The sequence below is a fragment of the Streptomyces sp. CA-135486 genome (genome assembly GCF_050936555.1).
GTDB lineage: Bacteria > Actinomycetota > Actinomycetes > Streptomycetales > Streptomycetaceae > Streptomyces.
Genome location: NZ_JBNJMM010000002.1, coordinates 1 through 24566, shown reverse-complemented (window position 1 = coordinate 24566; position 24566 = coordinate 1). Strand labels below are relative to the sequence as shown.

Annotated in this window: 20 protein-coding genes and 1 tRNA gene; 12 read left to right on the top strand and 9 right to left on the bottom strand. The window is 69.2% G+C overall.

Annotation, left to right across the window (positions count from 1 at the left end):
- Positions 1–23: 23 nt before the first annotated feature.
- The 3 genes from ACQEVG_RS19145 to ACQEVG_RS19135 form a co-directional block, all read right to left on the bottom strand.
- On the bottom strand, positions 24–854 hold the full coding sequence (locus tag ACQEVG_RS19145; protein ID WP_432985561.1) for a hypothetical protein: 831 nt from the start codon (positions 852–854) through the stop codon (positions 24–26).
- A gap of 146 nt (positions 855–1000) precedes the next feature.
- The gene (locus ACQEVG_RS19140) at positions 1001–2188 is read right to left on the bottom strand and encodes a metallophosphoesterase (RefSeq protein ID WP_432992734.1); all 1188 of its coding nucleotides are present in this window, start codon (positions 2186–2188) and stop codon (positions 1001–1003) included.
- Between the two features lie 159 nt (positions 2189–2347).
- Entirely contained in the window at positions 2348–3460 is a 1113-nt protein-coding gene (locus ACQEVG_RS19135) for a LacI family DNA-binding transcriptional regulator (protein ID WP_432985559.1), read from the bottom strand.
- A 370-nt stretch (positions 3461–3830) separates the two neighbouring features.
- Between ACQEVG_RS19135 and hisC the strand changes: the two genes are divergently transcribed.
- The 5 genes from hisC (at position 3831) to ACQEVG_RS19110 (ending at position 12435) form a co-directional block, all read left to right on the top strand.
- Entirely contained in the window at positions 3831–4910 is a 1080-nt protein-coding gene (hisC, locus tag ACQEVG_RS19130; protein WP_432985557.1) for a histidinol-phosphate transaminase, read from the top strand.
- Positions 4911–5135: 225 nt separating this feature from the next.
- A complete protein-coding gene (locus ACQEVG_RS19125) occupies positions 5136–6644 on the top strand; it encodes a cytochrome ubiquinol oxidase subunit I (RefSeq protein WP_432985555.1) in 1509 nt (502 codons plus the stop codon).
- A 22-nt stretch (positions 6645–6666) separates the two neighbouring features.
- Entirely contained in the window at positions 6667–7668 is a 1002-nt protein-coding gene (gene cydB, locus ACQEVG_RS19120; RefSeq protein ID WP_432985553.1) for a cytochrome d ubiquinol oxidase subunit II, read from the top strand.
- 15 nt (positions 7669–7683) lie between these two features.
- The gene (gene cydD / locus ACQEVG_RS19115; RefSeq protein ID WP_432985551.1) at positions 7684–11241 is read left to right on the top strand and encodes a thiol reductant ABC exporter subunit CydD; all 3558 of its coding nucleotides are present in this window, start codon (positions 7684–7686) and stop codon (positions 11239–11241) included.
- Positions 11242–11388: 147 nt separating this feature from the next.
- Positions 11389–12435, top strand: a complete 1047-nt coding sequence (locus tag ACQEVG_RS19110) for a M23 family metallopeptidase (RefSeq protein WP_432985549.1) — start codon at positions 11389–11391, stop codon at positions 12433–12435.
- Between the two features lie 18 nt (positions 12436–12453).
- On the opposite strand, the gene ACQEVG_RS19105 is transcribed toward ACQEVG_RS19110, so the two are convergent.
- Positions 12454–13392: a Cof-type HAD-IIB family hydrolase gene (locus ACQEVG_RS19105; RefSeq protein ID WP_432985547.1), complete on the bottom strand. Its 939-nt coding sequence runs from the start codon at positions 13390–13392 to the stop codon at positions 12454–12456.
- Between the two features lie 117 nt (positions 13393–13509).
- On the opposite strand from ACQEVG_RS19105, the gene ACQEVG_RS19100 reads away from it, so the two are divergent.
- Positions 13510–14409, top strand: coding sequence for an LLM class flavin-dependent oxidoreductase (locus ACQEVG_RS19100; protein ID WP_432985545.1), 900 nt, complete (start codon positions 13510–13512; stop codon positions 14407–14409).
- A 60-nt stretch (positions 14410–14469) separates the two neighbouring features.
- Here the strand turns inward: ACQEVG_RS19100 and ACQEVG_RS19095 are convergent, their stop codons facing one another.
- From ACQEVG_RS19095 to ACQEVG_RS19080, 4 genes are all read right to left on the bottom strand, one after another.
- On the bottom strand, positions 14470–15075 hold the full coding sequence (locus ACQEVG_RS19095) for an RNA 2'-phosphotransferase (RefSeq protein WP_432985543.1): 606 nt from the start codon (positions 15073–15075) through the stop codon (positions 14470–14472).
- Positions 15076–15200: 125 nt separating this feature from the next.
- Positions 15201–16151 (bottom strand): MerR family transcriptional regulator, encoded by a 951-nt coding sequence (locus tag ACQEVG_RS19090; RefSeq protein ID WP_432985541.1) that lies wholly within the window; start codon positions 16149–16151, stop codon positions 15201–15203.
- Entirely contained in the window at positions 16148–17917 is a 1770-nt protein-coding gene (locus ACQEVG_RS19085; RefSeq protein WP_432985539.1) for an SDR family oxidoreductase, read from the bottom strand. The genes ACQEVG_RS19090 and ACQEVG_RS19085 overlap by 4 nt, the downstream gene beginning before the upstream one ends.
- The gene (locus ACQEVG_RS19080) at positions 17914–18801 is read right to left on the bottom strand and encodes a M24 family metallopeptidase (RefSeq protein ID WP_432975029.1); all 888 of its coding nucleotides are present in this window, start codon (positions 18799–18801) and stop codon (positions 17914–17916) included. Before ACQEVG_RS19080 ends, ACQEVG_RS19085 begins: the two co-directional genes overlap by 4 nt.
- Positions 18802–19038: 237 nt before the next feature.
- On the opposite strand from ACQEVG_RS19080, the gene ACQEVG_RS19075 reads away from it, so the two are divergent.
- From ACQEVG_RS19075 to ACQEVG_RS19050, 6 genes are all read left to right on the top strand, one after another.
- Entirely contained in the window at positions 19039–20004 is a 966-nt protein-coding gene (locus ACQEVG_RS19075) for an ABC transporter ATP-binding protein (RefSeq protein ID WP_432984884.1), read from the top strand.
- On the top strand, positions 20001–20903 hold the full coding sequence (locus ACQEVG_RS19070; protein ID WP_432975032.1) for an ABC transporter permease: 903 nt from the start codon (positions 20001–20003) through the stop codon (positions 20901–20903). The genes ACQEVG_RS19075 and ACQEVG_RS19070 overlap by 4 nt, the downstream gene beginning before the upstream one ends.
- On the top strand, positions 20900–21811 hold the full coding sequence (locus ACQEVG_RS19065; protein ID WP_432975035.1) for an ABC transporter ATP-binding protein: 912 nt from the start codon (positions 20900–20902) through the stop codon (positions 21809–21811). The genes ACQEVG_RS19070 and ACQEVG_RS19065 overlap by 4 nt, the downstream gene beginning before the upstream one ends.
- Positions 21812–21828: 17 nt before the next feature.
- Positions 21829–22548 carry an ABC transporter permease gene (locus tag ACQEVG_RS19060; RefSeq protein ID WP_432975038.1) on the top strand — a complete coding sequence of 240 codons (720 nt, stop codon included), beginning with the start codon at positions 21829–21831 and terminating at the stop codon, positions 22546–22548.
- Positions 22549–22817: 269 nt separating this feature from the next.
- Positions 22818–23531 carry a hypothetical protein gene (locus tag ACQEVG_RS19055; protein ID WP_432975041.1) on the top strand — a complete coding sequence of 238 codons (714 nt, stop codon included), beginning with the start codon at positions 22818–22820 and terminating at the stop codon, positions 23529–23531.
- Between the two features lie 449 nt (positions 23532–23980).
- Positions 23981–24067: transfer RNA gene (locus tag ACQEVG_RS19050), tRNA-Ser, on the top strand.
- A gap of 44 nt (positions 24068–24111) precedes the next feature.
- On the opposite strand, the gene ACQEVG_RS19045 is transcribed toward ACQEVG_RS19050, so the two are convergent.
- A partial coding sequence (locus ACQEVG_RS19045; protein WP_432985537.1) for an HAD-IIB family hydrolase occupies positions 24112–24566 on the bottom strand: 455 nt, incomplete at its 5' end.

Sequence of the window (24566 nt, the reverse complement as noted above, 5' to 3'; positions counted from 1 at the left end):
CCGGCCCGAGTGCCGGCCGGGGGTCACTCCGGCCGGTGCTCGGGGCCGCCGAAGTCCGGACTGGTGAAGTCCGGGCTGGTGAAGGTGGGCCGCTGTCCCGCCGTCGAGCCCTCGCTCGGGCTGGAGTAGTCCGGGCCGCTGTAGCCGACTTTCGGGATACGGCTCACATGGCGCGGCGGAGCCGACGAGGCCGGGTCGGCGCTGGGGTCCGCCAGCGCTGCCCGCAGGAAGGGAAGGAGGCCACGCTCCAGCAGGGCGTGCCGCCAGGCCTCCTTGGCCCGGGACACCTCGTCGGGCAGCTCGCCCGTCAACTCCTCGGCCGGGACCTGCGTAGCGCCGTTGCGCAGAGCTGTCAGCAGCAGCGCGATGGCGGCGAACAGAATGGCGACGGCCGTCAGAGCCCCGAAGAACCAGCCCGCGGAGACCAGGGTCTCGGCGAAGGACGGCGCGGGACTGAGCATCTTCAGTATGTAGCCGACCAGAAGGAAGATCACCGCGGCTGTCCCCGCGAGCACCGGGGCCAGCACGGCTATGACGGCGGTGAATCCGGCGCCGCGCTCGGAGTCCTCGTCCTCCCCGGCGGGGGCCAGCACGGAGTTGCGTACGGAGGCGGCGGCCGTCGGCGCCCGCATCTCCTCGCGGATCTTTATGTAGTGCTCGTATTCGGCAGCGGCGGCGGTGGTGATCAGTGCCGTCGCGTTGAGGGCCATGGTGCGCAGTTGTTCGGCGTTCAGTCGCTGTCCCACGGCAGCGAGATCCGGACGGTCATGGGCGTTGCGCAGCGCGTCGTCGAGGATGCGCTCGTACTCGGCGCGGTCCTCGGTCAGCAGGTGCGGAGCGCTGTTCATGTGCATCCCCCGATGCTCCGTAGGGCCGGATGCCCGCATCGATCGGGCAGTTGGGCAGAAACGGAGGAGAGCCTGCTACGGATAAGCCGATGGTAGAGCGGTTACGCCACGGGGTGACAGGGGGTTTCCGTAAATCGCCTGCCGGGCTCTGCTCAGTTGGGCAGCGGAAGTTGGACGACAAGGAGCTTTCCGGCCATGGTCACGCCGCCGTCCATGGCGATCGCGAGCCCGTCTGCGTACACATGCGGGCCCTCGACGACCGGACGCTCGCCGTCCTCGCCGTCCTCGGTGCCGACCTCGCCGAGGAGATACGGAATCGGGCTGTGGCCGTGCACGATGCGGCGGCCGCCGTATGCGCCGAGCAGTTCGCGTACGGCCTGCGGCCCGGCCTCGTCGCGGAAGGCGAAGCGCTTGGTGAACTTGCGGAACAGGTCCCAGCACTCGTCGGCGTCATTGCGGGTGAGGATCTCGTGAACCGTGTCGTTCACGTCCTCGATGTTGGAGCCGTACTCCAGATAGGCGGTCGTGTCGGAGTGCATCAGCAGATGCTCGTCCTCCTCGATCACCGCGTCGAGCCGCGCCATCCACTGGAGGTGGACCTCCTGCAGCCGGTCCATGTCGGCCTTCTGGCCGCCGTTGAGCAGCCAGGCGGCCTGGAAGGTGGCGGTGCCGGCGCCGGAGTTGACGGGGGTGTCGCCGAACCGCTTGGCGCCGAGCAGCAGCAGCTCGTGGTTGCCCATCAGGGCCTTGCAGTAACCGCCGGCGGCCGCGGCCTCGGCGGAGAGCCGCATGACGAGATCGATGACGCCGATGCCGTCGGGGCCGCGGTCGGTGAAGTCGCCGAGGAACCAGAGGCGGGCGTGGCCCGCGGCCCAGTGGCCCTCGGCGTCGATGAGGCCCTGTTCGCCGAGGGCCGCGACGAGTTCGTCGAGGTAGCCGTGGACGTCGCCGACGACATAGAGCGGGCCGAGGCCGTCGGGCGCGGGCGCCTCGTCCGGGTTGACCTGGACCTGGACGGTGTCGCCCGGACCGCCGAGGTTGATCACCGGGAGATCGCGCGCGGTGGGGGTGTAGCCGTCAGGGGTCTCGCCCTCCGGGACGGCGTTACCGGGATGGTCGGACTCCGCCGGCCGCGGGGACTGCTGAGTCCGAGCAGGCGGTGCCTGGTCCTGCGGCATCACGTGCTCCTGAGCCGCCTGCTCCTGAGCCACGTGTGCGTGCGGCGGAACCTGCGACCGCACGGGAACCTGCGCGTACGGCGGAACGCGGAAATCGCGCAATGTCGCCGTCCGCACCACGGGTCCTTGACCGGCCCCCTGAGTCATCGACCCCTCCACCACCGTCGCGCCGCCGTTCACCTCTCGGCCCAGCCTGGTCGGGGTGGTCCGCGGTGTCGTCCGCCCATCATAGGAATGAGGTCCGCGCTGTGTGACGCACCAGGGGTGGTGAATCCGTTTGCACCCCTGGTTCGCCGGTTGATTCGTCCTGATTAGGAAGGCCTAGTCCGGTGAAGGTGATCGCGGAGCGCTGACAGTCGTGCGCGGAGGGCGGCGCTGTGAGGACGTCCGGACGATCAGTTCGGTCGGTATCACCTGCTCGACCGGCCGGTCTTCGTCGATTCCCTCGATCGCGTCGATGAGGAGCTGGACGACGGCCGTGCCGATTCTGCGGGGTTTGAGCGAGAGTGTGGTGATGGGCGGTTCGGTGGTGGCGTACACGGTCGACTCGCTGCAGCAGACCAGCAGCAGATCGTCGGGGACGCGCAGGCCGTACCGCCGGGCGGCGGCGAGCAGATCGGTGCCGTTGGGATCGAAGAGTCCGTACACGGCGTCGGGCCGGTCCGGGCGGGCGAGCAGCCGGTCGGCTGCGACGGCGCCCGCGCACGGATCATGGGCGGGATAGGACTCGTAGACCGGGTCCTGGCCCCTGCGCTCGCACCAGTTCAGATAGGCGGTGGTGGACAGGCGGGTGTAGGTGTCGGTGGTGGTGCCGGTGAGCAGGCCGATCCGGCGGGCGCCGGCGGCGGCGAGATGGTCGAGGAGATCGAGTACGGCGGTCTCGTGGTCGTTGTCGACCCAGGCGGTGACCGGAAGTGTGCCGGCCGGGCGCCCGTCGGAGACGACGGGCAGGCCTTGGCGGACGAGTTCGGTGACCACTGGATCGTGGTCGGAGGGGTCGATGACGACGGTGCCGTCGAGGGCGACGTTCGACCAGACGTCGTGGCGTGAGGTGGCGGGCAGGATGACGAGGGCGTAGCCGCGCGCGAGCGCGGCGGAGGTCGCGGCTCTCGCCATTTCGGCGAAGTACGCGAACTCGGTGAAGGTGAAAGGTTCATCCCCGTACGTGGTCACTGTCAGGCCGATTAAGCCCGACTTACCGGTACGGAGCGTTCGGGCCGCGGCGGAGGGCCGGTAGCCCAGCCGATCGGCGACTTCGCGGACATGTCGGCGGGTGGCGTCCGGGAGCCGCCCCTTGCCGTTGAGCGCGTCGGAGACAGTCGTGATGGAGACACCGGCTGCGGCGGCCACGTCCCGGATGCCCGCTCGACTCTGCCGGCTGCCCCGGCGGGATGTCTCCGTCCGGCTCACCTGGTGCTTCCCTGCTGCTGTCATGGCGAGCCGATAGTAGGGCTCGGGCGGGCGGTTGGGCCGGTCGCATATTCACTCGTTGACAGGCACGTTTCTGCATGATCGTTTTCGTTCAACTTCATTGGAAATCAAGGCAGTTGAGCGGCGCGCCTACAGGGTCACGGGTTGCGAGCCGTGCGGGCCTGTCGAATGGTCGATGTCTCAAAGAGGTCTCAACTCACCACTACGGGGGATGCGCGCCACGGAGTGAGCTACCGGCGCACGCTCCCGGAGGAGCGCGCCCCCCTTTCCCGGACACCGCCATTCGCACTGGCCGGGAATCCTCATAAGGTGAGCAGTATTCGACTCTGCTGAACGCATGAGAAGGCACGAAAAGGCACGAGGAGGACCTGCGGTGAGCGAGACCAGCCCCAAGCTGCGCGCCGAGCTGGACGGCATCCCCACCTACAAGCCCGGCAAGCCCGCGGCCGCCGGTGGCCCGGTCGCGTACAAGCTGTCGTCCAATGAGAATCCCTATCCGCCGCTGCCGGGGGTCATGGAGAGCGCGATCGCCGCGGCGCACGGGTTCAACCGCTATCCCGACATGGCCTGCACCGGTCTGATGAACGAGCTGGCCGACCGCTTCGGTGTGCCGGTGGCGCATCTGGCCACCGGCACGGGATCGGTCGGTGTCGCCCAGTCCCTGCTGCAGTCCACCTCCGGCCCGGGCGACGAGGTCATCTACGCATGGCGGTCCTTCGAGGCGTACCCGATCATCACCCGGATCAGCGGTGCGAAGCCGGTGCAGGTGCCCCTGACCGCCGGTGAGGTGCACGATCTGGACGCGATGGCGGACGCGATCACCGACCGGACGCGGCTGATTTTCGTCTGCAACCCCAATAACCCGACCGGCACGGTGGTGCGCAGGGCGGAGCTCGAGCGCTTTCTGGACCGGGTGCCGTCGGACGTGCTCGTGGTCCTGGACGAGGCGTACCGCGAGTTCATCCGCGACGTCGAGGTGCCGGACGGCATCGCGATCTACCGAGACCGCCCCAATGTGGCGGTGCTCCGTACCTTCTCCAAGGCGTACGGCCTGGCCGGGCTGCGGGTCGGCTTCGCGATCGCTCATGAGCCGGTGGCCGCCGCGCTGCGCAAGACCGCGGTCCCCTTCGGCGTCTCACAGCTCGCGCAGGACGCGGCGGTCGCCTCGCTGCGGGCCGAGGACGCGCTGCTCGGCCGGGTCGGCTCGCTGGTCTGCGAGCGCACGCGGGTCTACGACAGCCTGGTCAAGCAGGGGTGGACCGTCGCCGAGACCCAGGCGAACTTCGTCTGGCTGAGGCTCGGCGAACGTACGCTCGATTTTGCGGCGGCGTGCGAGAAGGCCGGCGTGGTGATCCGGCCCTTCGCGGGTGAGGGCGTCCGGGTCACCATCGGGGAGGACGAGGCCAACGACATCTTCCTGCACACCGCGGAGGCCTTCCGCAAGGAGCTCTAGGCTCCGGTTTCCTCGCCTTCAGAGCCCCCATGAGCGCCCCTTGCTCGTGGGGGTTTCTTCGATGCCGCGGTCAGGCACCCCCCCCGATCGAAGGTGCGGATTTCGCATGGGTCATAATGCTTGTGAATGTGAACGCGTTCACAAGCGCGTCCCGTTTCTCCCGTGATCACTGGGATTGGCGGGGCAAGCTGCCGCTTGCCCACGGCGATGTAAGGAGATGACGACGTGGACCTGGCTCTGGCGCCGGAGACTTTGGCACGCTGGCAGTTCGGCATCACCACCGTGTACCACTTCCTCTTTGTGCCCCTGACGATCTCGCTCGCAGCGCTCACCGCCGGCCTGCAGACGGCCTGGGTGCGGTCGCAGAAGGAGAAGTACCTCAGGGCCACGAAGTTCTGGGGCAAGCTCTTCCTGATCAACATCGCCATGGGTGTCGTCACCGGCATCGTCCAGGAGTTCCAGTTCGGCATGAACTGGTCCGACTACTCCCGCTTCGTCGGTGACATCTTCGGCGCCCCGCTCGCCTTCGAGGCGCTGATCGCGTTCTTCTTCGAGTCCACCTTCATCGGGCTGTGGATCTTCGGCTGGGACAAGCTGCCGAAGAAGATCCATCTGGCCTGTATATGGATGGTGTCCATCGGCACCATCCTCTCCGCGTACTTCATCCTGGCCGCCAACTCCTGGATGCAGCACCCCGTCGGCTACCGGATCGACAAGGAGCGGGGCCGGGCAGAACTCACCGACTTCTGGCATGTGCTCACCCAGAACACCGCGCTCACCCAGTTCTTCCACACCATCACGGCCGCCTTCCTCGTCGGCGGCGCGTTCATGGTCGGCATTGCCGCGTTCCATCTGGCGCGCAAGAAGCACATCCCGGTGATGCGGACCTCGCTGCGGCTCGGCCTCGTGACCCTCGTGATCGCGGGACTGCTCACCGCGATCAGCGGCGACCTGCTCGGCAAGGTCATGTTCAAGCAGCAGCCGATGAAGATGGCCGCCGCCGAGGCGCTGTGGGATGGCGAGGCGCCCGCGCCCTTCTCGGTGTTCGCCTACGGAGATGTGGAGAAGGGCCACAACACGGTCGCGATAGAGGTACCGGGCCTGCTGTCCTTCCTGGCCAACGACGACTTCTCCTCGTACGTCCCCGGCATCAACGACGTCAACAAGTCCGAGCAGGAGAAGTTCGGCCCCGGCGACTACCGGCCCAATATCCCCGTCGCTTACTGGGGCTTCCGCTGGATGATCGGCTTCGGCATGACCTCTCTCGGCATCGGTCTGCTCGGGCTCTGGCTCACCCGCAAGAAGTTCATGCTGCCGCCGGGCCTGCGGACGAGCGAGGACGAAGTGCCGACTCTGGTGCTCTTCAAGAGCAATGCGCTGAACCCCAGGTTCACCAGGTGGTACTGGATCATCGCCCTCTGGACGATGGGCTTCCCGCTGATCGCCAACTCCTGGGGCTGGATCTTCACCGAGATGGGGCGTCAGCCCTGGGTCGTCTACGGCGTGCTGCGCACCCGCGACGCGGTCTCCCCCGGTGTCTCGCAGGGCGAGGTGATCACCTCGATGATCGTCTTCACCCTGCTCTACGCGGTACTCGCCGTCATCGAGGTCAAGCTGCTTGTGAAGTACGTCAAGGCCGGACCACCCGAGCTCACCGAAGCCGACCTCAACCCGCCCACCAAGATCGGCGGCGACGACCGTGACGCCGACCGGCCGATGGCCTTCTCGTACTGAGGCCCTGAGGAGCTGCTGAGGCATGGAACTTCACGACGTCTGGTTCGTACTCATCGCCGTCCTGTGGATCGGCTACTTCTTCCTGGAGGGCTTCGACTTCGGCGTCGGCGTCCTGACCAAGCTGCTGGCCCGGGACCGGACCGAGCGGCGGGTGCTGATCAACACCATCGGACCCGTCTGGGACGGCAACGAGGTCTGGCTGCTGACCGCGGGCGGCGCGACCTTCGCCGCCTTCCCCGAGTGGTACGCCACTCTCTTCTCCGGTTTCTATCTGCCGCTGCTGCTCATCCTGGTCTGCCTGATCGTGCGCGGAGTCGCCTTCGAGTACCGGCACAAGCGGGACGAGGAGCGCTGGCAGACCAACTGGGAGCACGCGATCTTCTGGACCTCGCTGCTGCCGGCTCTGCTGTGGGGGGTCGCCTTCGGCAACATCGTGCGCGGCGTGAAGATCGACGGACAGAAGGAGTACGTCGGTGACCTCTTCGATCTGCTCAACCCGTACGCGCTGCTCGGCGGGCTGGTGACGCTGACCCTGTTCACCTTCCATGGAGCGGTCTTCACCGCGCTGAAGACGGTGGGGGAGATCAGGCTCCGGGCGCGGGCTCTGGCGCTGAAGCTGGGGCTGCTCACGGCCGTGCTGGCGCTCGGATTTCTGCTGTGGACCCAGGTCTCGCGCGGGGACGCCAAGAGTCTGGTCGCGATGATCGTCGCCGTGCTCGCGCTGGTGGGGGCGATCGTGACGATCAAGGCGGGGCGCGAAGGATGGTCGTTCGCGCTGTCGGGCGTCACGATCGTGGCCGCCGTCGCGATGCTCTTCCTGACGCTCTTCCCGAACGTCATGCCCTCCTCCCTCAATGAGGAGTGGAACCTGACGGTCACCAACGCCTCGTCGGGTCCGTACACCTTGAAGATCATGACCTGGTTGGGGGGCATCGCCACGCCGCTGGTGCTGCTCTATCAGGGCTGGACGTACTGGGTGTTCCGCAAGCGGATCGGTACGCAGCACATTGCCGATGCGCATTAGTGGGGGATGTTTCACGTGAAACCGATCGACCCGCGTCTGCTCCGGTATGCCCTGGCCACCCGTCGATTCCTGATCGCGGTGGTACTTCTCGGACTTGTCGGGGCGGCGCTGGTCGTCGCCCAGGCGATGCTTATCGCCGAGGTGGTGGTGGGGGCGTTCCAGAAGGGGCTCTCCCTCTCCGGTCTTGGGACGCCGTTGGCGCTGCTGGCGGCGGTCGCCGTCGGCCGGGCGGTTGTCTCGTGGCTGACCGAACTGGCCGCGCACCGGGCCAGCGCGGCGGTCAAGTCCGAGCTGCGGGGGCGGCTGCTGGAGCGGGCCGCCGAGCTGGGGCCCGGGTGGCTGAGCGGGCAGCGCACCGGGTCGCTCGTCGCGCTCGCCACGCGTGGTGTCGATGCTCTGGACGACTACTTCTCGCGCTATCTGCCGCAGCTGGGGCTCGCGGTGGTCGTGCCGGTCGCGGTGCTCGCCCGGATTGTGACCGAGGACTGGGTCTCGGCGGCGGTCATCGTGGTGACCCTGCCACTGATCCCGCTGTTCATGGTGCTCATCGGCTGGGCCACGCAGGCCCGGATGGACCGCCAGTGGCGGCTGCTGTCCCGGCTGTCGGGGCACTTCCTGGATGTGGTGGCCGGACTGCCGACGCTCAAGGTCTTCGGGCGGGCGAAGGCGCAGGCCGAGTCGATCCGGGCGATCACCTCGGAGTACCGGCGGGCCACCCTGCGGACGCTGCGCATCGCGTTTCTCTCGTCGTTCGCGCTGGAGCTGCTGTCGACGCTGTCGGTGGCGCTCGTCGCCGTCGGCATCGGCATGCGCCTGGTGCACGGGGAACTGGATCTGTACACGGGGCTGGTGATCCTGATCCTGGCGCCCGAGGCGTATCTGCCGATCCGGCAGGTGGGGGCGCAGTACCACGCGGCGGCGGAGGGGCTTTCGGCCGCGGAGGAGATATTCGAGGTCCTGGAGAACGAGCCGAGGGCGGGCGGTACGGGGGAGGTGCCCGGCACGCTCCGGCTGGAGCTCGACGGGGTGACCGTCCGGCATGCCGGGCGCAGTGAGGCGTCGTTGGACGCCGCAACGCTCGTGGTGGAGCCCGGCGAGACGGTGGCGCTGGTCGGGCCGAGCGGGGTCGGGAAATCGACGCTGCTGGATGTGCTGCTCGGGTTCGTCGAGCCGGCCGAGGGGCGGGTGCAGGTCGGGGGCGTGGACCTTTCCTCGCTGGACCTGGAGCGGTGGCGGGAGCGGATCGCGTGGGTGCCGCAGCGGCCGTATCTCTTCGCGGGGACGATCGCGGAGAACGTACGGCTGGCGCGGCCGGGCGCGGACGACGCGGCGGTGCGGGAGGCGTTGCGGGACTCGGGCGCCTATGACTTCGTGGCGGGACTCCCCCAGGGTGTGGACACACAGCTCGGGGAGGACGGCGCGGGGCTCTCGGCCGGTCAGCGGCAACGACTCGCGCTGGCCCGGGCGTTCCTCGCGGACCGGCCGCTGCTGCTGCTCGACGAGCCGACGGCGGCGCTGGACGGGGAGACAGAGGCGGGCATCGTTGAAGCGGTGCGGCGGCTGTCGGCGGGGAGAACGGTGCTGCTGGTCGTCCACCGGCCGGCGCTGCAGGGGGTGGCGGACCGGGTGGTCACGCTCTCCCGCCGCGGCGGGATGGGGGTCTTCCCCGCCCGCACGCCCCTGCAGGGAGAGGGGGGTGCGCGGCCGTCGGCTTCGCCGGACGGCACGGTAGTTGGCTCCGTTGAGTTCCAGCCGGCAGGCGGCGGAGAGCCGCGCCCTGCGCGGGCCGTCGGGGGTGCCCTCGCTCGGGTGCGGGGGATGGCCGGGGCGTTGCGGGGGCAGCTGGTGCTCGCCCTGGGGCTGGGGAGCCTCGGTCTCGGTGCCGCCGTGGGGCTGATGGCCGTCTCCGGATGGCTCATCTCGCGTGCCTCGGAGCAGCCGCCCGTCCTCCATCTCATGGTGGCCGTGACGGCGACCCGGGCCTTCGGCATCGGACGGGCCGTCTTCCGCTACGCCGAACGGCTCGTGTCGCATGACGCCGTGCTGCGGATGCTCGCCGAGCTGAGGGTCGCCGTCTACCGCAGGCTGGAGCGCATCGCACCCGCCGGGCTGCGGCAGACCCGGCGCGGAGATCTGCTGTCCCGGCTCGTCGCCGATGTGGACGCCCTGCAGGACTACTGGCTGCGCTGGCTGTTGCCCGCGGGTGTCGCCGTCACCGTGGGAGCGGGGACCGTCGGCTTCACGGCGTGGCTGCTGCCCGAGGCAGGGGCAGTACTCGCCCTCGGGCTGCTGGTCGCCGGGGTGGCCGTGCCTCTGATCAGTGGGAACGTCGCACGCCGGGCCGAGCGCCAACTCGCCCCCGCACGCGGGACGTTGGCGACCCGAGTCGCCGAACTGCTCGGCGGAACCGCCGAACTGACCGTCGCCGGGGCGCTGAAGGGCCGCCTGGACACGGCGCGGGAGGCCGACCGGCAGCTGACGCGGATCGCCTCGCGGACCGCCGCGGCCACCGCGCTCGGCGCCGGGCTCTCCGCGCTGGCCTGCGGACTGACGGTCGTGTGCGCCGCGTTCGCGGGAGTGCAGGCAGTGCGCGACGGGCGGCTCGACGGAGTGTCCCTGGCGGTCGTCGTGCTCACTCCCCTCGCCGCCTTCGAGGCGGTCACTGGCCTGCCGCTCGCCGTGCAGTACCGGCAGCGCGTCAAGCGGAGCGCCGAGCGGGTGTACGAGGTGCTGGACGCGCCCGTTCCCGTACACGAGCCGGAGCGGGCGGCAACACCGCCCGGTACGCCGTTCCCGCTCGAAGTGCGGGGGCTGCGGGCACGGTACGCAGGGCAGGAGCGGGACGCGCTCGACGGCTTCGGTCTCACCCTCGACGCGGGAAGGCGCATCGCCGTCGTCGGTCCCTCGGGGTCGGGCAAGACCACCCTCGCCCAGGTGCTGCTCCGCTTCCTGGACGCCAGGGAGGGGACGTACACGATCGGCGGTGTCGCGGCGGCAGCGCTCGACGGGGACGCGGTCAGGCGGTTCGTCGGGCTGTGTGCGCAGGACGCCCACCTCTTCGACAGCTCCGTGCGGGAGAACCTCAGGCTCGCCCGCACGGAAGCGACGGAGGACCAACTCAGGCAGGCGCTCGCCAAGGCACGGCTGCTGGAGTGGGTCGACGCACTGCCCGATGGTCTCGACACCCTCGTCGGCGAGCACGGCGGACGGCTCTCCGGTGGTCAGCGGCAGCGGCTGGCGCTGGCCCGTGCGCTCCTCGCCGACTTCCCCGTACTCGTACTCGACGAGCCCGCCGAGCATCTCGACCTGGCGACGGCGGACGCGCTGACCGCGGATCTGCTGACGGCGACCGAGGGCCGGACGACGCTGCTGATCACACACCGGCTGCGGGGGCTGGACACCGTGGACGAGATCGTCGTCCTGGAGGCGGGGCGTACCGTGCAGCGCGGTTCGTACGAAGAGCTCGCCGCGGCCGAGGGACCGCTGCGCCGGATGCGGGAGCGCGAACAGGCAGCGGACCTGCTGGGCGCGCGGCTCGCCGAAGCCGAGGAACGGACTTCCCTCGTGACATAGGGCCGCTCCGGTGGGCGCGGAGCCGGCCCGCGTCGCGGCCGAAGTCCGAGCGGGGACCCGCCAGGCGGTCGGGAATCTGGGGCCAGGTGGCGGTACGACACCTCGCGGGTACCCGAAATCGCCCCGGCGCCGGGTAACGATCCGTGCATGCGTTTGAGACCCCGCGACCGGCTGCTGCTCGTCCCGGCGGCGCTGTGCGCGCTCCTCGGAACGGCGGTGCCGGCGGCCACGGCATCCGACGGGCCGCAAGCCGGCACCAGCGCCGAGGTGGCGCGCCTCTTCGAGGAAGCGGCGAAGGCGACCGCGACCTACGAGAAGGGCAGGCAGGTGGCCGAAGCGCAGCTCACCAGGGCAGGCCGGCTCCAGGGGCTGCTGGTGCGGCAGCGGCGTGAACTCGCCGCGGTCCACGACGCGGTGGGCGGCGTCGCCCGCGCCCAGTACCGCACCGGCGGGCCGCTCGCGCTCACCGAGCAGCTGCTGCTCGCGAAGAACCCGGACGAGCTGATGCGCTCCCAGCGGCTGGCCTGGCAGGTGGAGAGGGCCGTGAATCACCTGCTCGGCCGGGCGAGGCAGGCCGAGCAGCGGTTCACTGCCGCGGAGGGGAAGGCCCTGGCCGCCTGGCGCGAGCTCGACGTACGCAGGGAGCAGCTGGCGACGATCAAACGTGGCATCGAGATGAAGCTGGAGGCCGCGCAGTGGCAGCTGCAGGATGAGGCTCAGAGCAGCGTCGCGGCCGGAAAGTGCACCGGTGCCGTACACCTCGAAGAGAGCGGGGAGGTGCCGAGCGGCCGCGAGTGGGTGACGCCGGTGGAGCAGTACGAGCTCTCCGCAGGGTTCGACAGCCAAGGCGAGCACTGGGCGCATCGGCACACCGGGCAGGACTTCGCGGTCGCCATCGGGACGCCGGTGCGGTCGGTCGGGGCGGGGCGTGTGATCTCGGTCTCCTGCGGGGGGGCCTTCGGGATCGAGATCGTCGTGCAGCATCCGGATGGCTACTACTCGCAGTACGCGCATCTCGCGGCGGTCACCGTCGACCAGGGCGAGCAGGTGAGCACCGGGCAGTTGATCGCGCAGTCGGGCACCACGGGCAACTCGACGGGGCCGCACCTGCACTTCGAGGTGCGGCTCACGCCGTATCTGGGGTCCGGGGTGGATCCGGTGGGGTGGCTGCGCGAACACGGCGTCGATGTCTAGCGCGCCGCGAGCGACCCGCTAGAGCCCCGCGCTGCCGTCCTGGAGCCTGGCGCCGCCGTCCTGGAGCTCCGAGCTGCCGATCCAGGGCTCCGCACTGCCGTCGGCTTCCGCGCGCCGGGCCAGGATCTGCTCGATGACGACCGCGACGCCGTCCTCGTTGTTGGCAACAGTGCGACCGGACGCCGCGGCGATCACGTCCGGGTGGGCGTTGCCCATCGCGTACGAAGTGCCTGCCCAGTTCAGCATCTCCACGTCGTTCGGCATGTCCCCGAAGGCGACGACCTCGTCCGAGGAGATCCCGCGCTCGGCGCAGCAGAGCGCCAGGGTGCTGGCCTTGCTCACGCCCAGGCCGCTGACCTCGAGCAGTGCCGTCGGGCTCGACCGGGTGAACGACGCGAGCTCGCCGGCCGCCGTACGGGCCAGGGTGAGGAAGCCGTCGGGTGTCAGCTCGGAGTGGTGGGCGAGCAGCTTGATCACCGGGGCGTCGGCGTCCCGGTGATCCGTGTGGAGCAGCTTCTCGGCGGTGGCGATGGTCGCGACCGGGTCGCGGTGGAAGGGCGGATAGTCCGGCTCGTAGTGGATGCCGGTGGTGAGCTCGACCGCGAAGGAGGTGCCGGGAGCGGCATCGCGCAGTGCCCGTACGACCTCGAGGGCGGTGTCCCGTTCCAGAGGGCGGACCTCCAGCACCTTTCCGCCGGCATGCAGATCGACGACGGCGGCGCCGTTGGCGCAGATCGCCAGCCCGTGGCCGTGGACATGGTCGCTGACGACATCCATCCAGCGGGCGGGCCGCCCGGTGACGAAGAAGACCTCGATCCCTGCCTCCTCGGCGGCGGCCAGGGCGGCGATCGTACGTTCCGAGACGGACTTGTCGTCGCGCAACAGCGTGCCGTCCAGGTCTGTGGCGATCAGCCGGGGGACAGCGGGCAGGGCGCGTGGATCGATAGCTGAGGTCACAGATCCATTCTCCCGTACGGCTGTGCACGGGCGTGCGGGTGGGCGCACATGTGAGTGCGTACCGGCCGCTGCCGCGAGTGTGCGTCGGCACCTGTGGAGCCACGTACGCTCGAAGGCATGCGTTTGAGTACCGTGATCCTCCCTGTCCGCCGCTGGCACGACGGTGGCCGCGCCGAGTGGCTGCGAGCAGAGCAGCTCGGCTTCCACACCGCGTACACCTATGACCACCTCTCGTGGCGGACCTTCCGCGACGGCCCCTGGTACGGCGCGGTCCCGACGCTGACCGCCGCTGCCGCTGCCACCGAGCGGCTGCGCCTCGGCACGCTGGTCACCTCGCCGAATTTCCGGCATCCGGTGACCCTGGCCAAGGAGCTGATCTCGCTCGACGACATCTCAGGCGGCCGGATCACGCTCGGCATCGGCGCGGGCGGTATGGGCTTCGACGCGACGGCACTGGGCCAGGAGGCCTGGACGCCGCGGGAACGGGCCGATCGCTTCGGAGAGTTCGTTCCGCTGCTCGACCGGCTGCTGACCGAGGACTCGGTGACGTACGAGGGGACCTTCTACTCGGCGGTGGAGGCCCGCAACATCCCCGGCTGTGTACAGCGGCCCCGGCTGCCGTTCGCGGTCGCGGCCACCGGGCCGCGCGGGCTCAAGCTCGCGGCGAAGCACGGGCAGGCATGGGTGACCACGGGTGACCCGAAGCTCTTCCAGACGGGTACGCCGGAGCAGTCCGTCGAGGCGATCCGCGGGCAGATCGACAAGCTCGGCAAGGCGTGCGCGGACCTCGGCCGGGATGTGGCCGATCTGGACAAGATCCTGCTCACCGGCTTCACTCCGCAGCCCGGCCGGGTGCTGGAGTCCCTCGATGCCTTCGTCGACTTCGCGGGCAGGCACTTCGAGCTCGGCTTCACGGAAATCGTGCTGCACGCTCCGATCCCGGACTCGTACTTCGCCGCGGACCGGGCGGTCTTCGAGCAGATCGCGACGGAGGGCCTCGCCCAGCTCACCCGCTGAGGGCTACCGGCGCGCCCGCTGAGGCTCACGGCCTCGCCCGCCGAGGATCAGCGGACGCGCTCATGCGCCGGGGAAGCGCAGAAACTCCGGCGGTACGGCGTCGGCGAGCCAGACGCCGTTGGCGCTGACGTGGAATGCGTGGCCCGCCCGGTGCATCGCCCCGGCGTCCACGGACAGAACGACGGGGCGGCCGCGGCGGGCGCCGACGCGGGTCGCGGTCTCGCGGTCGGGCGAGAGATGCACATGGTGGCGGTTCATGGGGCGCAGGCCCTCGGTGCGGATCGCCTCCAGACTGCGGGCGACCGTGCCGTGGTAGAGGGACGCGGGCGGCTCGGCCGTGGAGAGGTCCAGGTCGACCTCGACGGTGTGGCCCTGGTTGGCGCGGATGCGGGTGCCGTCGACGGTGAAGCGCCGCTTGTCATTGACGGCGACGACATGGTCGAGCTCGGCCCGGGTGAGCCGGAAGCCGTGCGCGGCGGCGGCCCGCATCAGTTCGTCGACCTCCACCCAGCCGTTCTCGTCGAGGGTGATGCCGATCCGCTCCGGCTGGTGCCGAAGATGCTTCGACAAGTACTTGGACACCTTCACGGTGCGTCGGTCATCGGGTCGGTCTTCAGGTCGGTCATTGGGTCGGTTGTCGGGTCGGTTGTCGGATCTTTCGTTCATTCCGTCAGCGTGCCCGTCGCTCCGGTCCCGTCGCCACCAAAAAAATCGCTCTGGAGGTTTGATCCACAGCCAACTGTAGTTATCCACAAGGGAATTGACGCTTCTGTGGACAACGGAACGCAGATTTAGGTCCTTTGATCAAATTGCCCCGAATGCCAGTTTCTTGAGTTCAGAGCGTCCAATGTTCTGGCCTGTACTTCCCGTTCGGCCGCCGCCGTGATGAAGGCGGCCGTGTTCTCCTCGCCAACCAGTGCCTGCACCGCGCGAATTGTCTCCGGTGGCAGCATCACCGACCGGGGCTCGCTCTCCACCGGTGACGGTCCTTCCGCGGTCAGATGCTGCTGCAGATGCCGGGTGGCGAACGTCGGCATGGCCCGGGCCAGTTCGGCGTCGACGGACTGCTGTGCGAGCGGTCTCAGCCGCCGCACCAGAGCCGCCGCCTCGGCCGCGTCCCCGTCGGTCGGGGGCCGGTGGCCGAGATAGCGCGCGAAGACATGCTCTGTGGTGAACTCCAGGAAACGGGACGCTATGTGCTCGACCTGTCCACGAAGTTCCCGCAGATGACCGGAGATTGCGGAAAGCGGCACCCCGGCTCCGTACAACTCGGCCGCCACCGCCAGCTCTTGGGGACTGGGCACCAGAAACTCGTCGTCCCGCCCCGGTACGCGTTCCAGTACGCCCAGCTCCACCGCCTCCTCGACGGCGGCCTCGTTCGGCTTCCCGCCGAACTTCCCGGCCAGCTCGGCCCGGGTGATCCGGGCCGCCTCCTCGTCCGTCCACGGCCCCTGCACCTCCGCGACCAGACCGAGCACCCCGCCGAGCCCGCGCCCGGCGTCCCAGGCCTCCAGCAACTCCTTGATCGAGGCCAGCGTGTAGCCACGGTCCAGCAGGTCGGCGATCTGCCGCAGCCGGGCCAGATGGGTGGAGCCGTACACATTGGCCCGCCCGCGCCGCTCCGGCTTCGGCAGCAGTCCACGGTCCTGGTAGGCGCGGATCGTACGGACCGTGGCACCGCTGTGGTGCGCCAGATCCTCGATCCGGTACTCGGCTGCCGACTGTGCTCCCACGGCGCTCATAGCGGCGGCTCCCATCGGGCTATCGCCCGCAGGCTCCCGGGCATGAAGCGGGACATGAAGTGGGCGCCGCGCGCCTCGGGCGTCACCGGTACAACAGCCTGGTTCCTGACGACGGCGCGCAGGATCGCGTCGGCGACCTTCTCCGGCGGGTAGTTGCGCAGCCTGTACAGCCGGGCGGACTTCTTCCGGCGCCGCTTCTCCTCGGCCTCGTCGACCCCGGCGAAGCGCGCGGAGGCCGCGATGTTGGTGTTGACGATGCCGGGGCAGATCGCCGAGACCCCGATGTCCTGGCCGGCCAGCTCAGCCCGCAGGCACTCGCTGAGCATCAGCACGGCCGCCTTCGACGTGCTGTACGCGGGCAGCGACTTCGTGGGCTGATAGGCGGCAGCGGACGCGGTGTTGACGATATGGCCGCCCTGTCCACGCTCGGCCATCTGCCTGCCGAAGAGCCGGCAACCGTGGATGACACCCCACAGATTGACGTCGAGGACCTTCCTCCAGTCCTCAGCGGTGGTCTGCAGGAAGGAGCCGGACAGTCCGATGCCCGCGTTGTTGACCAGGACGTCCACCACGCCGTACTGGGCGGCGACCTTCTCGGCGAGCTTCTCCATCGCCTGCTCGTCGCTGACGTCCACGGTCTCGCCCCAGGCCTCGGGCGCACCTATCAGCCGGGACAGCTCCGCGGTCCTGGCCGCGCCATCGGTATCCCGGTCCACCGCCACGATCCGCGCCCCCGCCTCGGCGAACGCGAAGGCCGTGGCCCGCCCGATGCCACTGGCCGCTCCCGTCACCAGGACGAGCTGCCCTCCGAACCGCTCGGCATAGGGCCCCTTGGCCACGGTCCGACGCGCGGCCATCCCCGCCGCGAAGTCCTCGTTGGCCGTGACGAACTCGCCGATCCAGGCCGACAACTGGTCCGGCCGGGTGCGCGGTATCCAGTGCTTGGCGGGCAGCGACCGGCGGGTCAACTGCGGGACCCACTCGCCCAGTTCGTCATAGAGCCGCTCGGACAGGAAGGCGTCGCCGGTCGGCGTGATCAGCTGGACCGGCGCGTGGGCGTAGGCGTCGGAGCGCGGGCGGCGCAGCCTGGCCCGGACATTGTCCCGGTAGAGCCGTGCGCCGTGCGCCGCGTCCCGCGGCAGCGACGACGTGGGGTAGTCGCCTGCCGGCACTTTCTCCATCCGCTGCAGGATCTTCGGCCACTGCTTGCCCAGTGGCCCGCGCCAGGCGAGCTCCGGCAGCACCGGCGTAAGCAGCATGTACACGTACCAGGACTTGGCCCCCTGGCCGAGCAACTGCCCCACTCTGCGGGGCGTCGGCCGGCTCATCCGCCTCTTGATCCAGTGCCCGAAGTGGTCGAGGGACGGGCCGGACATGGAGGTGAAGGAGGCGATACGGCCCTCGGTGCGCTGTGCGGTGACGAACTCCCACGACTGCACCGACCCCCAGTCGTGGCCGACCAGATGCACCGGTTTGTCAGGACTCACCGCGTCAGCGACCGCCAGGAAGTCGTCCGTCAGTTTCTCCAGGGTGAAGCCGCCGCGCAGTGGAGCCGGCGAGGTGGAGCGGCCGTGCCCCCGCACGTCGTACAGCACCACATGGAAGCGGTTCGCGAGCCGTCCGGCGACCTCCGTCCACACCTCCTTGCTGTCCGGATAGCCGTGCACGAGCATCACCGTCGGCTGCGTCGCATCACCCAGCTCGGCGACGCACAGCTCGATTCCGCCGGTACGGACCCAGCGCTCCCGCGCCCCCTTGAGACTCACGCCGACTCCTTCTCATGGTCCTCTCCCAGAGCCGACGCTCCGCACGAGTCATCCGCCCAGCGCCGCACATGCGGCAGATCGTCGTCCAGCCAGAACGCGCTCTGCTCCGGGTCCCTGGAGTCGGTGACCACCAGGATCTCCTCGAACTTCGCGCCCGTGCCCCGGAACCCGAGGTGCGGCTCGACCGCCCACAACCCCGGCCGGGGCGGGTGGTCGGAGAATGCGTACGGACTCCACAGCGGCGACCAGCCGTCCCGGTGACCGTGCAGCGCGTCGCTCGCCAGGCCCTTCAGCGACTGGATGCCGAAACCGAACAGACGCGGCGACCAGCGTCGCTCCTTCACCCGGTCGATCTTGTGGGCGATCACGCCGAAGGGGTAGGCGCGGTGCCGGTTGGCGTACCCCTGGCGGACCATCAGCCGGTCCACGTCCTCGTAGATCTCGCGCAGTGAGCGCCGCTCCCGCACCTCGCGCAGGCTCAGCTCGCGGTGTGCCTCCAGGTCGGTCAGCAGCTTGTCGTGCACGGGGTTGAGGCCGAGGCAGCCCGAATACCCGATGTCGGCCGTGAAACCTCTGTGGACCGGTGCCATGTCGAGGATGAAGGGCATCCCCGCCTCCAGCTTCCGGTTGGTCGGGAAGAACTGGAGCGGTATCCGGAAGTCCACGAAGGCCGTACGGTCCCCGAACCACGCGAAGGGCAGATGGAACCAGTCCCGCACGCCACGCTCACGCAGCCACTCCCGTTGCATCCGGGCCGCCTCGCGCTCGGTCACACCCGGCTTGAGCTGCGCCGCCACTGCCTCCGCGCATGCGTACGCGAGACGCTGCACCTCCCTGAACCCCCGCAGTTCCGCGGTCAGTTCGCTCTCCACCGCTGAGGCCATGCCACCCGCCCGTCCCGTGTGCGGTACTCGCTCGAAACCTGACACCGATGAATGTGACAATGCCCGGCGGCTGCGTCAAGGGCTGTGCTCAGCCTGTGGAAAACTCACCGGCCGCAGTGGCGCGGTCGACTTTGGTCGCAGAGCCCCTACGGGTCCGTACCTCTGGAGTCGGACACCGATCCAGCCGCCAGGGCTGACGCCCGGTGTGTCGTGCGCCACTACCTTCGGAATGTGACTGTGATCGCGACCGAAAGCCTGAGCAAGCGGTTCCCCCGGGTGACCGCGCTTGACCGGCTCTCGTTGGACATCGGACCCGGTGTGACCGGCCTGGTGGGCGCCAACGGAGCCGGCAAGTCCACGTTGATCAAGATCCTGCTGGGTCTGTCTCCCGCCACCGAGGGCCGGGCCGCCGTGCTCGGTCTCGACGTCGCCACCAGTGGCGCCGCCATCCGGGAGCAGGTGGGGTACATGCCCGAGCACGACTGCCTGCCGCCCGATGTCTCGGCCACCGAGTTCGTCGTCCACATGGCGCGCATGTCCGGGCTGCCGCCGACGGCCGCCCGTGAGCGCACCGCCGACACCCTGCGCCATGTCGGCCTGTACGAGGAGCGCTATCGCCCCATCGGCGGCTACTCGACCGGCATGAAGCAGCGCGTCAAGCTCGCGCAGGCCCTGGTCCACGACCCCAAGCTGGTCCTCCTGGACGAGCCGACCAACGGCCTCGACCCGGTCGGCCGCGACGAGATGCTCAATCTGATCCGCCGCGTCCACACCGACTTCGGCATCTCGGTCCTGGTCACCTCGCACCTGTTGGGCGAACTCGAGCGCACCTGCGACCACGTCGTCGTCATCGACGGCGGCTCGCTGCTGCGCTCCAGCTCCACCAGCGACTTCACCCAGACGACCACGACTCTCGCGGTCGAGGTCACCGACACGGACACGCACCCCGACGGCACGGCTGTGCTTCGTAAGGCACTGGCTGCCGCCGGAGTCACGCTGCACGCGAGCGTGGAGGACGGTTTGCCCGGAGCGGGCCACATCCTGCTGATCGAGGCGACGGGCGAGGAGACGTACGACGTCGTGCGCGACACAGTCGCCGGGCTCGGCCTCGGTCTCGTACGGATGGAACAGCGCCGCCACCACATCGCGGAGGTCTTCCGTCCGGAGGCGGCGGCACAGCCCATGGAGGTGCAGGCGCGATGAGCACAGAGCTCACCGGGGTCCAGAACGAGACCACCCGGATCCACAACATCGGCTACCGGAACTACGAGGGCCCGCGGCTCGGCCGTGCGTATGCGCGGCGCTCCCTCTACTCCCAGTCGCTGCGCGGCGCCTACGGCCTCGGCCGCTCGGCCAAGTCCAAGGTGCTGCCGATGATCCTCTTCGCGGTGATGTGCCTGCCCGCGGCGATCATCGTCGCGGTGGCCGTCGCCACGAAGCTCAAGGACCTCCCGCTCGACTACACCCGCTATGCGATCGTCACGCAGGCGGTCATCGGCCTCTTCCTGGCCGCACAGGCTCCGCAGTCCGTCTCGCGCGATCTGCGCTTCAAGACGGTGCCGCTGTACTTCTCGCGGCCGATCGAGCGCATCGACTACGTCCTCGCCAAGTACGGCGCGATGGCCTCGGCCCTGTTCGTGCTCACCGCGGCGCCGCTGGTCATCCTGTACATCGGCTCGCTGCTCGCCAAGATGGACTTCGCGGACCAGACGAAGGGCTTCGCGCAGGGCATGGTCTCCGTGGCGCTTCTCTCCGTACTCTTCGGCGGCATCGGACTGGTGATGGCCGCGCTCACACCGCGCCGCGGCTTCGGCGTCGCCGCTGTGATCGCCACGATGACCATCACCTACGGCGCCGTCTCCACCGTCCAGGCGATCGCCTGGGAGACCGGGTCGCCCGAGGTGATCAAGTGGCTGGGCCTGTTCTCGCCGGTCACGCTCGTTGACGGCGTGCAGACCGCCTTCCTCGGCGCCACCTCGGCCTTCCCCGGCGAGGCCGGCCCGGGAGCCGGGCCCGGCGTGGTCTATCTGCTCGTCGTCCTCGCGCTCGTCGCCGGCTCGTACGCCGTACTGATGCGCCGCTACCGAAAGGTCGGGCTGTGACTACCATCAACATCGAGCACACCTCGCGGTGGTTCGGCAATGTCGTGGCCGTCAACGACGTGACCATGACGATCGGCCCGGGCGTCACCGGTCTGCTCGGCCCCAACGGCGCCGGAAAGTCCACGCTCATCAACATGATGGGCGGTTTCCTCGCCCCCTCGACGGGAAGCGTGACGCTCGACGGCCACGCGATCTGGCGCAACGAGTCCGTGTACCGGCAGATCGGCGTCGTACCGGAGCGGGAAGCGATGTACGACTTCCTCACCGGCCGCGAATTCGTCGTCGCCAACGCCGAGTTGCACGGCCTGGGCAGGAAGGCCGCCCAGAAGGCGCTCGCCACGGTCGAGATGGAGTACGCGCAGGACCGCAAGATCGCGACGTACAGCAAGGGCATGCGGCAGCGCGTGAAGATGGCGTCGGCCCTCGTTCACGAGCCGTCCGTGCTGCTGCTCGACGAGCCCTTCAACGGCATGGACCCGCGCCAGCGCATGCAGCTGATGGACCTGCTGCGGCGGATGGGCGCGGAGGGCCGGACCGTGCTGTTCTCCTCGCACATCCTGGAGGAGGTCGAGCAACTCGCCTCCCACATCGAGGTGATCGTGGCCGGCCGCCATGCCGCATCCGGTGACTTCCGCAAGATCCGCAGGCTGATGACGGACCGGCCACACCGCTACCTCGTACGGTCCAGCGACGACCGGGCGCTCGCCGCGGCCCTGATCGCCGATCCGTCGACGGCGGGTATCGAGGTCGACCTGGCCGAGGGTGCGCTGCGCATCCAGGCCGTCGACTTCGGCCGGTTCACCGAACTGCTGCCGAGGGTCGCCCGCGAGCACTCCATCCGGCTGCTGACGGTCTCGCCTTCGGACGAGTCCCTCGAGTCGGTCTTCTCCTACCTCGTAGCGGCCTGAAAGGAGCTGTGACGTCCATGTACAACCCCACAGTCGCCCGGCTCACCTACCGGGCCGTGCTCGGCAGGCGCAGGGCAGCGATCCTGTTCGTACTGCCCGGTCTGCTGCTTGCCATCGCGGCGGCGGTACGGAGCTTCAACGGCGTCGACGACCAGGTCGCCGCCGATGTCCTGGGCGGGTTCGCCATCGCCACGATGGTGCCGCTGATCGGGGTGATCGCGGGCACCGGGTCGATCGGCCCCGAGATCGACGACGGGTCGATCGTCTATCTGCTCGCCAAGCCGGTGAAGCGCCCGACGATCATCGTCACCAAGCTGGTCGTGGCCATCGCGATCACGATGGCCTTCTCGGCGATCCCCACACTGATCGCCGGGTTCATCCTCAACGGCAACGGCCAGCAGGTCGCGGTGGCGTACACCGTGGCGGCGCTGGTCGCGTCGATCGCCTACAGCGCGTTGTTCCTGCTCCTCGGGACGGTCAGCCGGCATGCGGTGGTCATCGGACTCGTCTACGCGCTGGTGTGGGAGACGCTGTTCGGCAGCCTGGTGCCGGGGGCGCGCACGCTGAGTGTCCAGCAGTGGTCGCTGTCGCTCGCCGAGAAGATCGGCGGGGAGGGCCTGATCGGATCGGACGTGGGGCTGCCGCTGGCGGTGGCGCTGCTGGCGGGGGTCACGGTGGTGGCGACGTGGTACGCGGGGCAGAAGCTGAGGGTGCTGAAGCTCGTCGGCGAGGAGTGAGGCGGACACCTCTGCTTTGCCGGTCAACCCCCGTCCGATGGACGGGGGTTGACGCATATGCGCGTAACTGTACGTTTATCGGCTCGTTGTGCACTGCGCGTGGAGGCAACTGGAGTTCGCGGCGACGAGAGTTCGTGAAGTTGGGGATTGCCGGTACTGGATCGAAAGCCGCGCCGGTCATTGGGTGAGTAGCACCGTGAGCCGACCTCCACCCCTGTGCCCGGGGAGAGGGCCGTCCATGACCGGTTTCACGAACGGAAGGCATCCCCATGCCATCGGAAGTCGCCCTGCTCGAATCGCGCACGATGCGCGACGAGCATCTGGGGCGTGTCGACGTCCTCGACAAGGTGAAGGCTCTTGTCATGCTCCCGGACGGAGTTCACGTTCGCACAGAGGATGTGGCGCGGTACTTCGAAGTATCCACAGTCGTCGTCAGGAGGTTGACCGACCGCCATCACAAGGAGTTCACGGAGAACGGGATGTGTGTGCTGCGCGGCGCTGAGCTGCGCGTCTTCCATAGCGACATGATGTCGCTATGGGACGTCAACGAGGGCGAAAGTTATCCACAGGCGGTGACTCAGCTCAGGCTCTTCACCCGCCGCACCGTCCTCAACGTCGCGATGCTTCTTCGCGACAGCGACATCGCCCGCTGCGTCCGCACCTACCTCCTCGACGCCGAGGAAGGCTGGCGCAAGGGGTACGCGTCCCTCGACCGCCGGGTCACCGCCGCCGAGGCGAATCTGGACACCGTCGGGCGCGCGCTCCAGGAACTCGGTCCCGTGATCAACGGGATCTCGGTACGGCTCGATCGCCTGGACCTGCGGCTCGACGCCACCAATCAAGTCGTCGGTGCCATCAGCAACCGGCTCTGCAACCTCTCCGACGACATGCGGCGGATGGAGCGCCGGATGGACAAGAGGATGGACGACTTCGCCCATCAGCTGAGAGAGCTGCAGCGCAGCCAGCGCCGTAAGCGCCGCTGACGGACTGCTGACAAGCACAGAGGTGCCGCCCGCGGGAGACGCACCGAGCGGACAGACGCGTCATGATCGAGGGGCTCTCGCGGGCGCGCTCGCCTTCTTCGGCGTGCCGCTTGCGACCGGCGGGACCTTCACCCACCTCGGGCATGCCATCGCCCTTGGCCTCCTCTGCCGGCGGCTCACGCGGAATCCCGGTGGGAGGAAAATCAGTGGCAGCGAACCGTCGGCGGAGGCAGAGTAGTTGAGCCGGCGCACGCCAGTGCGACCGACGCCATCCGACCGGGAGAGGAGCGCGGCGATGACCGAGAGTACGAGTACGAGTCCGTCGAGCTCCCAGCAGGGCAGCACCGGGCAGGACGCGGAGTAGCCACCGACACTCCGCGGAGCCGCCCGCGAGTAGCTGCCCGGGGGCGGCCGCTTCGAGCGCGCATCTGCGCGGGCCGCCCCCTCCCGGAGGATTGGCCGAGTGGTAAGGCAGCGGCTTGCTAAGCCGTCGTCGGGGTGGAAGCCTCGCGCGCGTTCGATCCGCGCATCCTCCGCAGGGGCCCTTGGGCGGGCCGCAAGACTGGTGCAACAGGCCGGACTAGCCCAGCAGGTGTTCCAGTGTGATCGCGATGCCGTCGTTGTCGTTCGACGCCGTGATCTCGTGGGCCACTGCCTTCAACTCGTCGTGCGCGTTGGCCATCGCCACGCCGTGCGCCGCCCACCCGAACATCGGGATGTCGTTCGGCATGTCACCGAACGCGATCGTGTCCGAGGCCCGCAGCCCCAGCCGTCGCGCCGCCAGCGAGAGTCCCGTCGCCTTGCTCAGCCCCAGCGGCAGGATCTCCACGATCCCCGCACCCGCCATCACCACGTTCACCAGGCCGCCGATCGTCGCCCTGGCCGCCTTCGTCAGTGCGTCGTCGTCCAGCCCCGGATGCTGGATGTAGAGCTTGTTGATCGGGGCGGACCACAGCTCGGACGGGTCCTCGAAGGTCACCACCGGCAGCGGGCCCTCCTGCACCCGGTAGCCCGCGCCGACCAGCACCTCGCCAT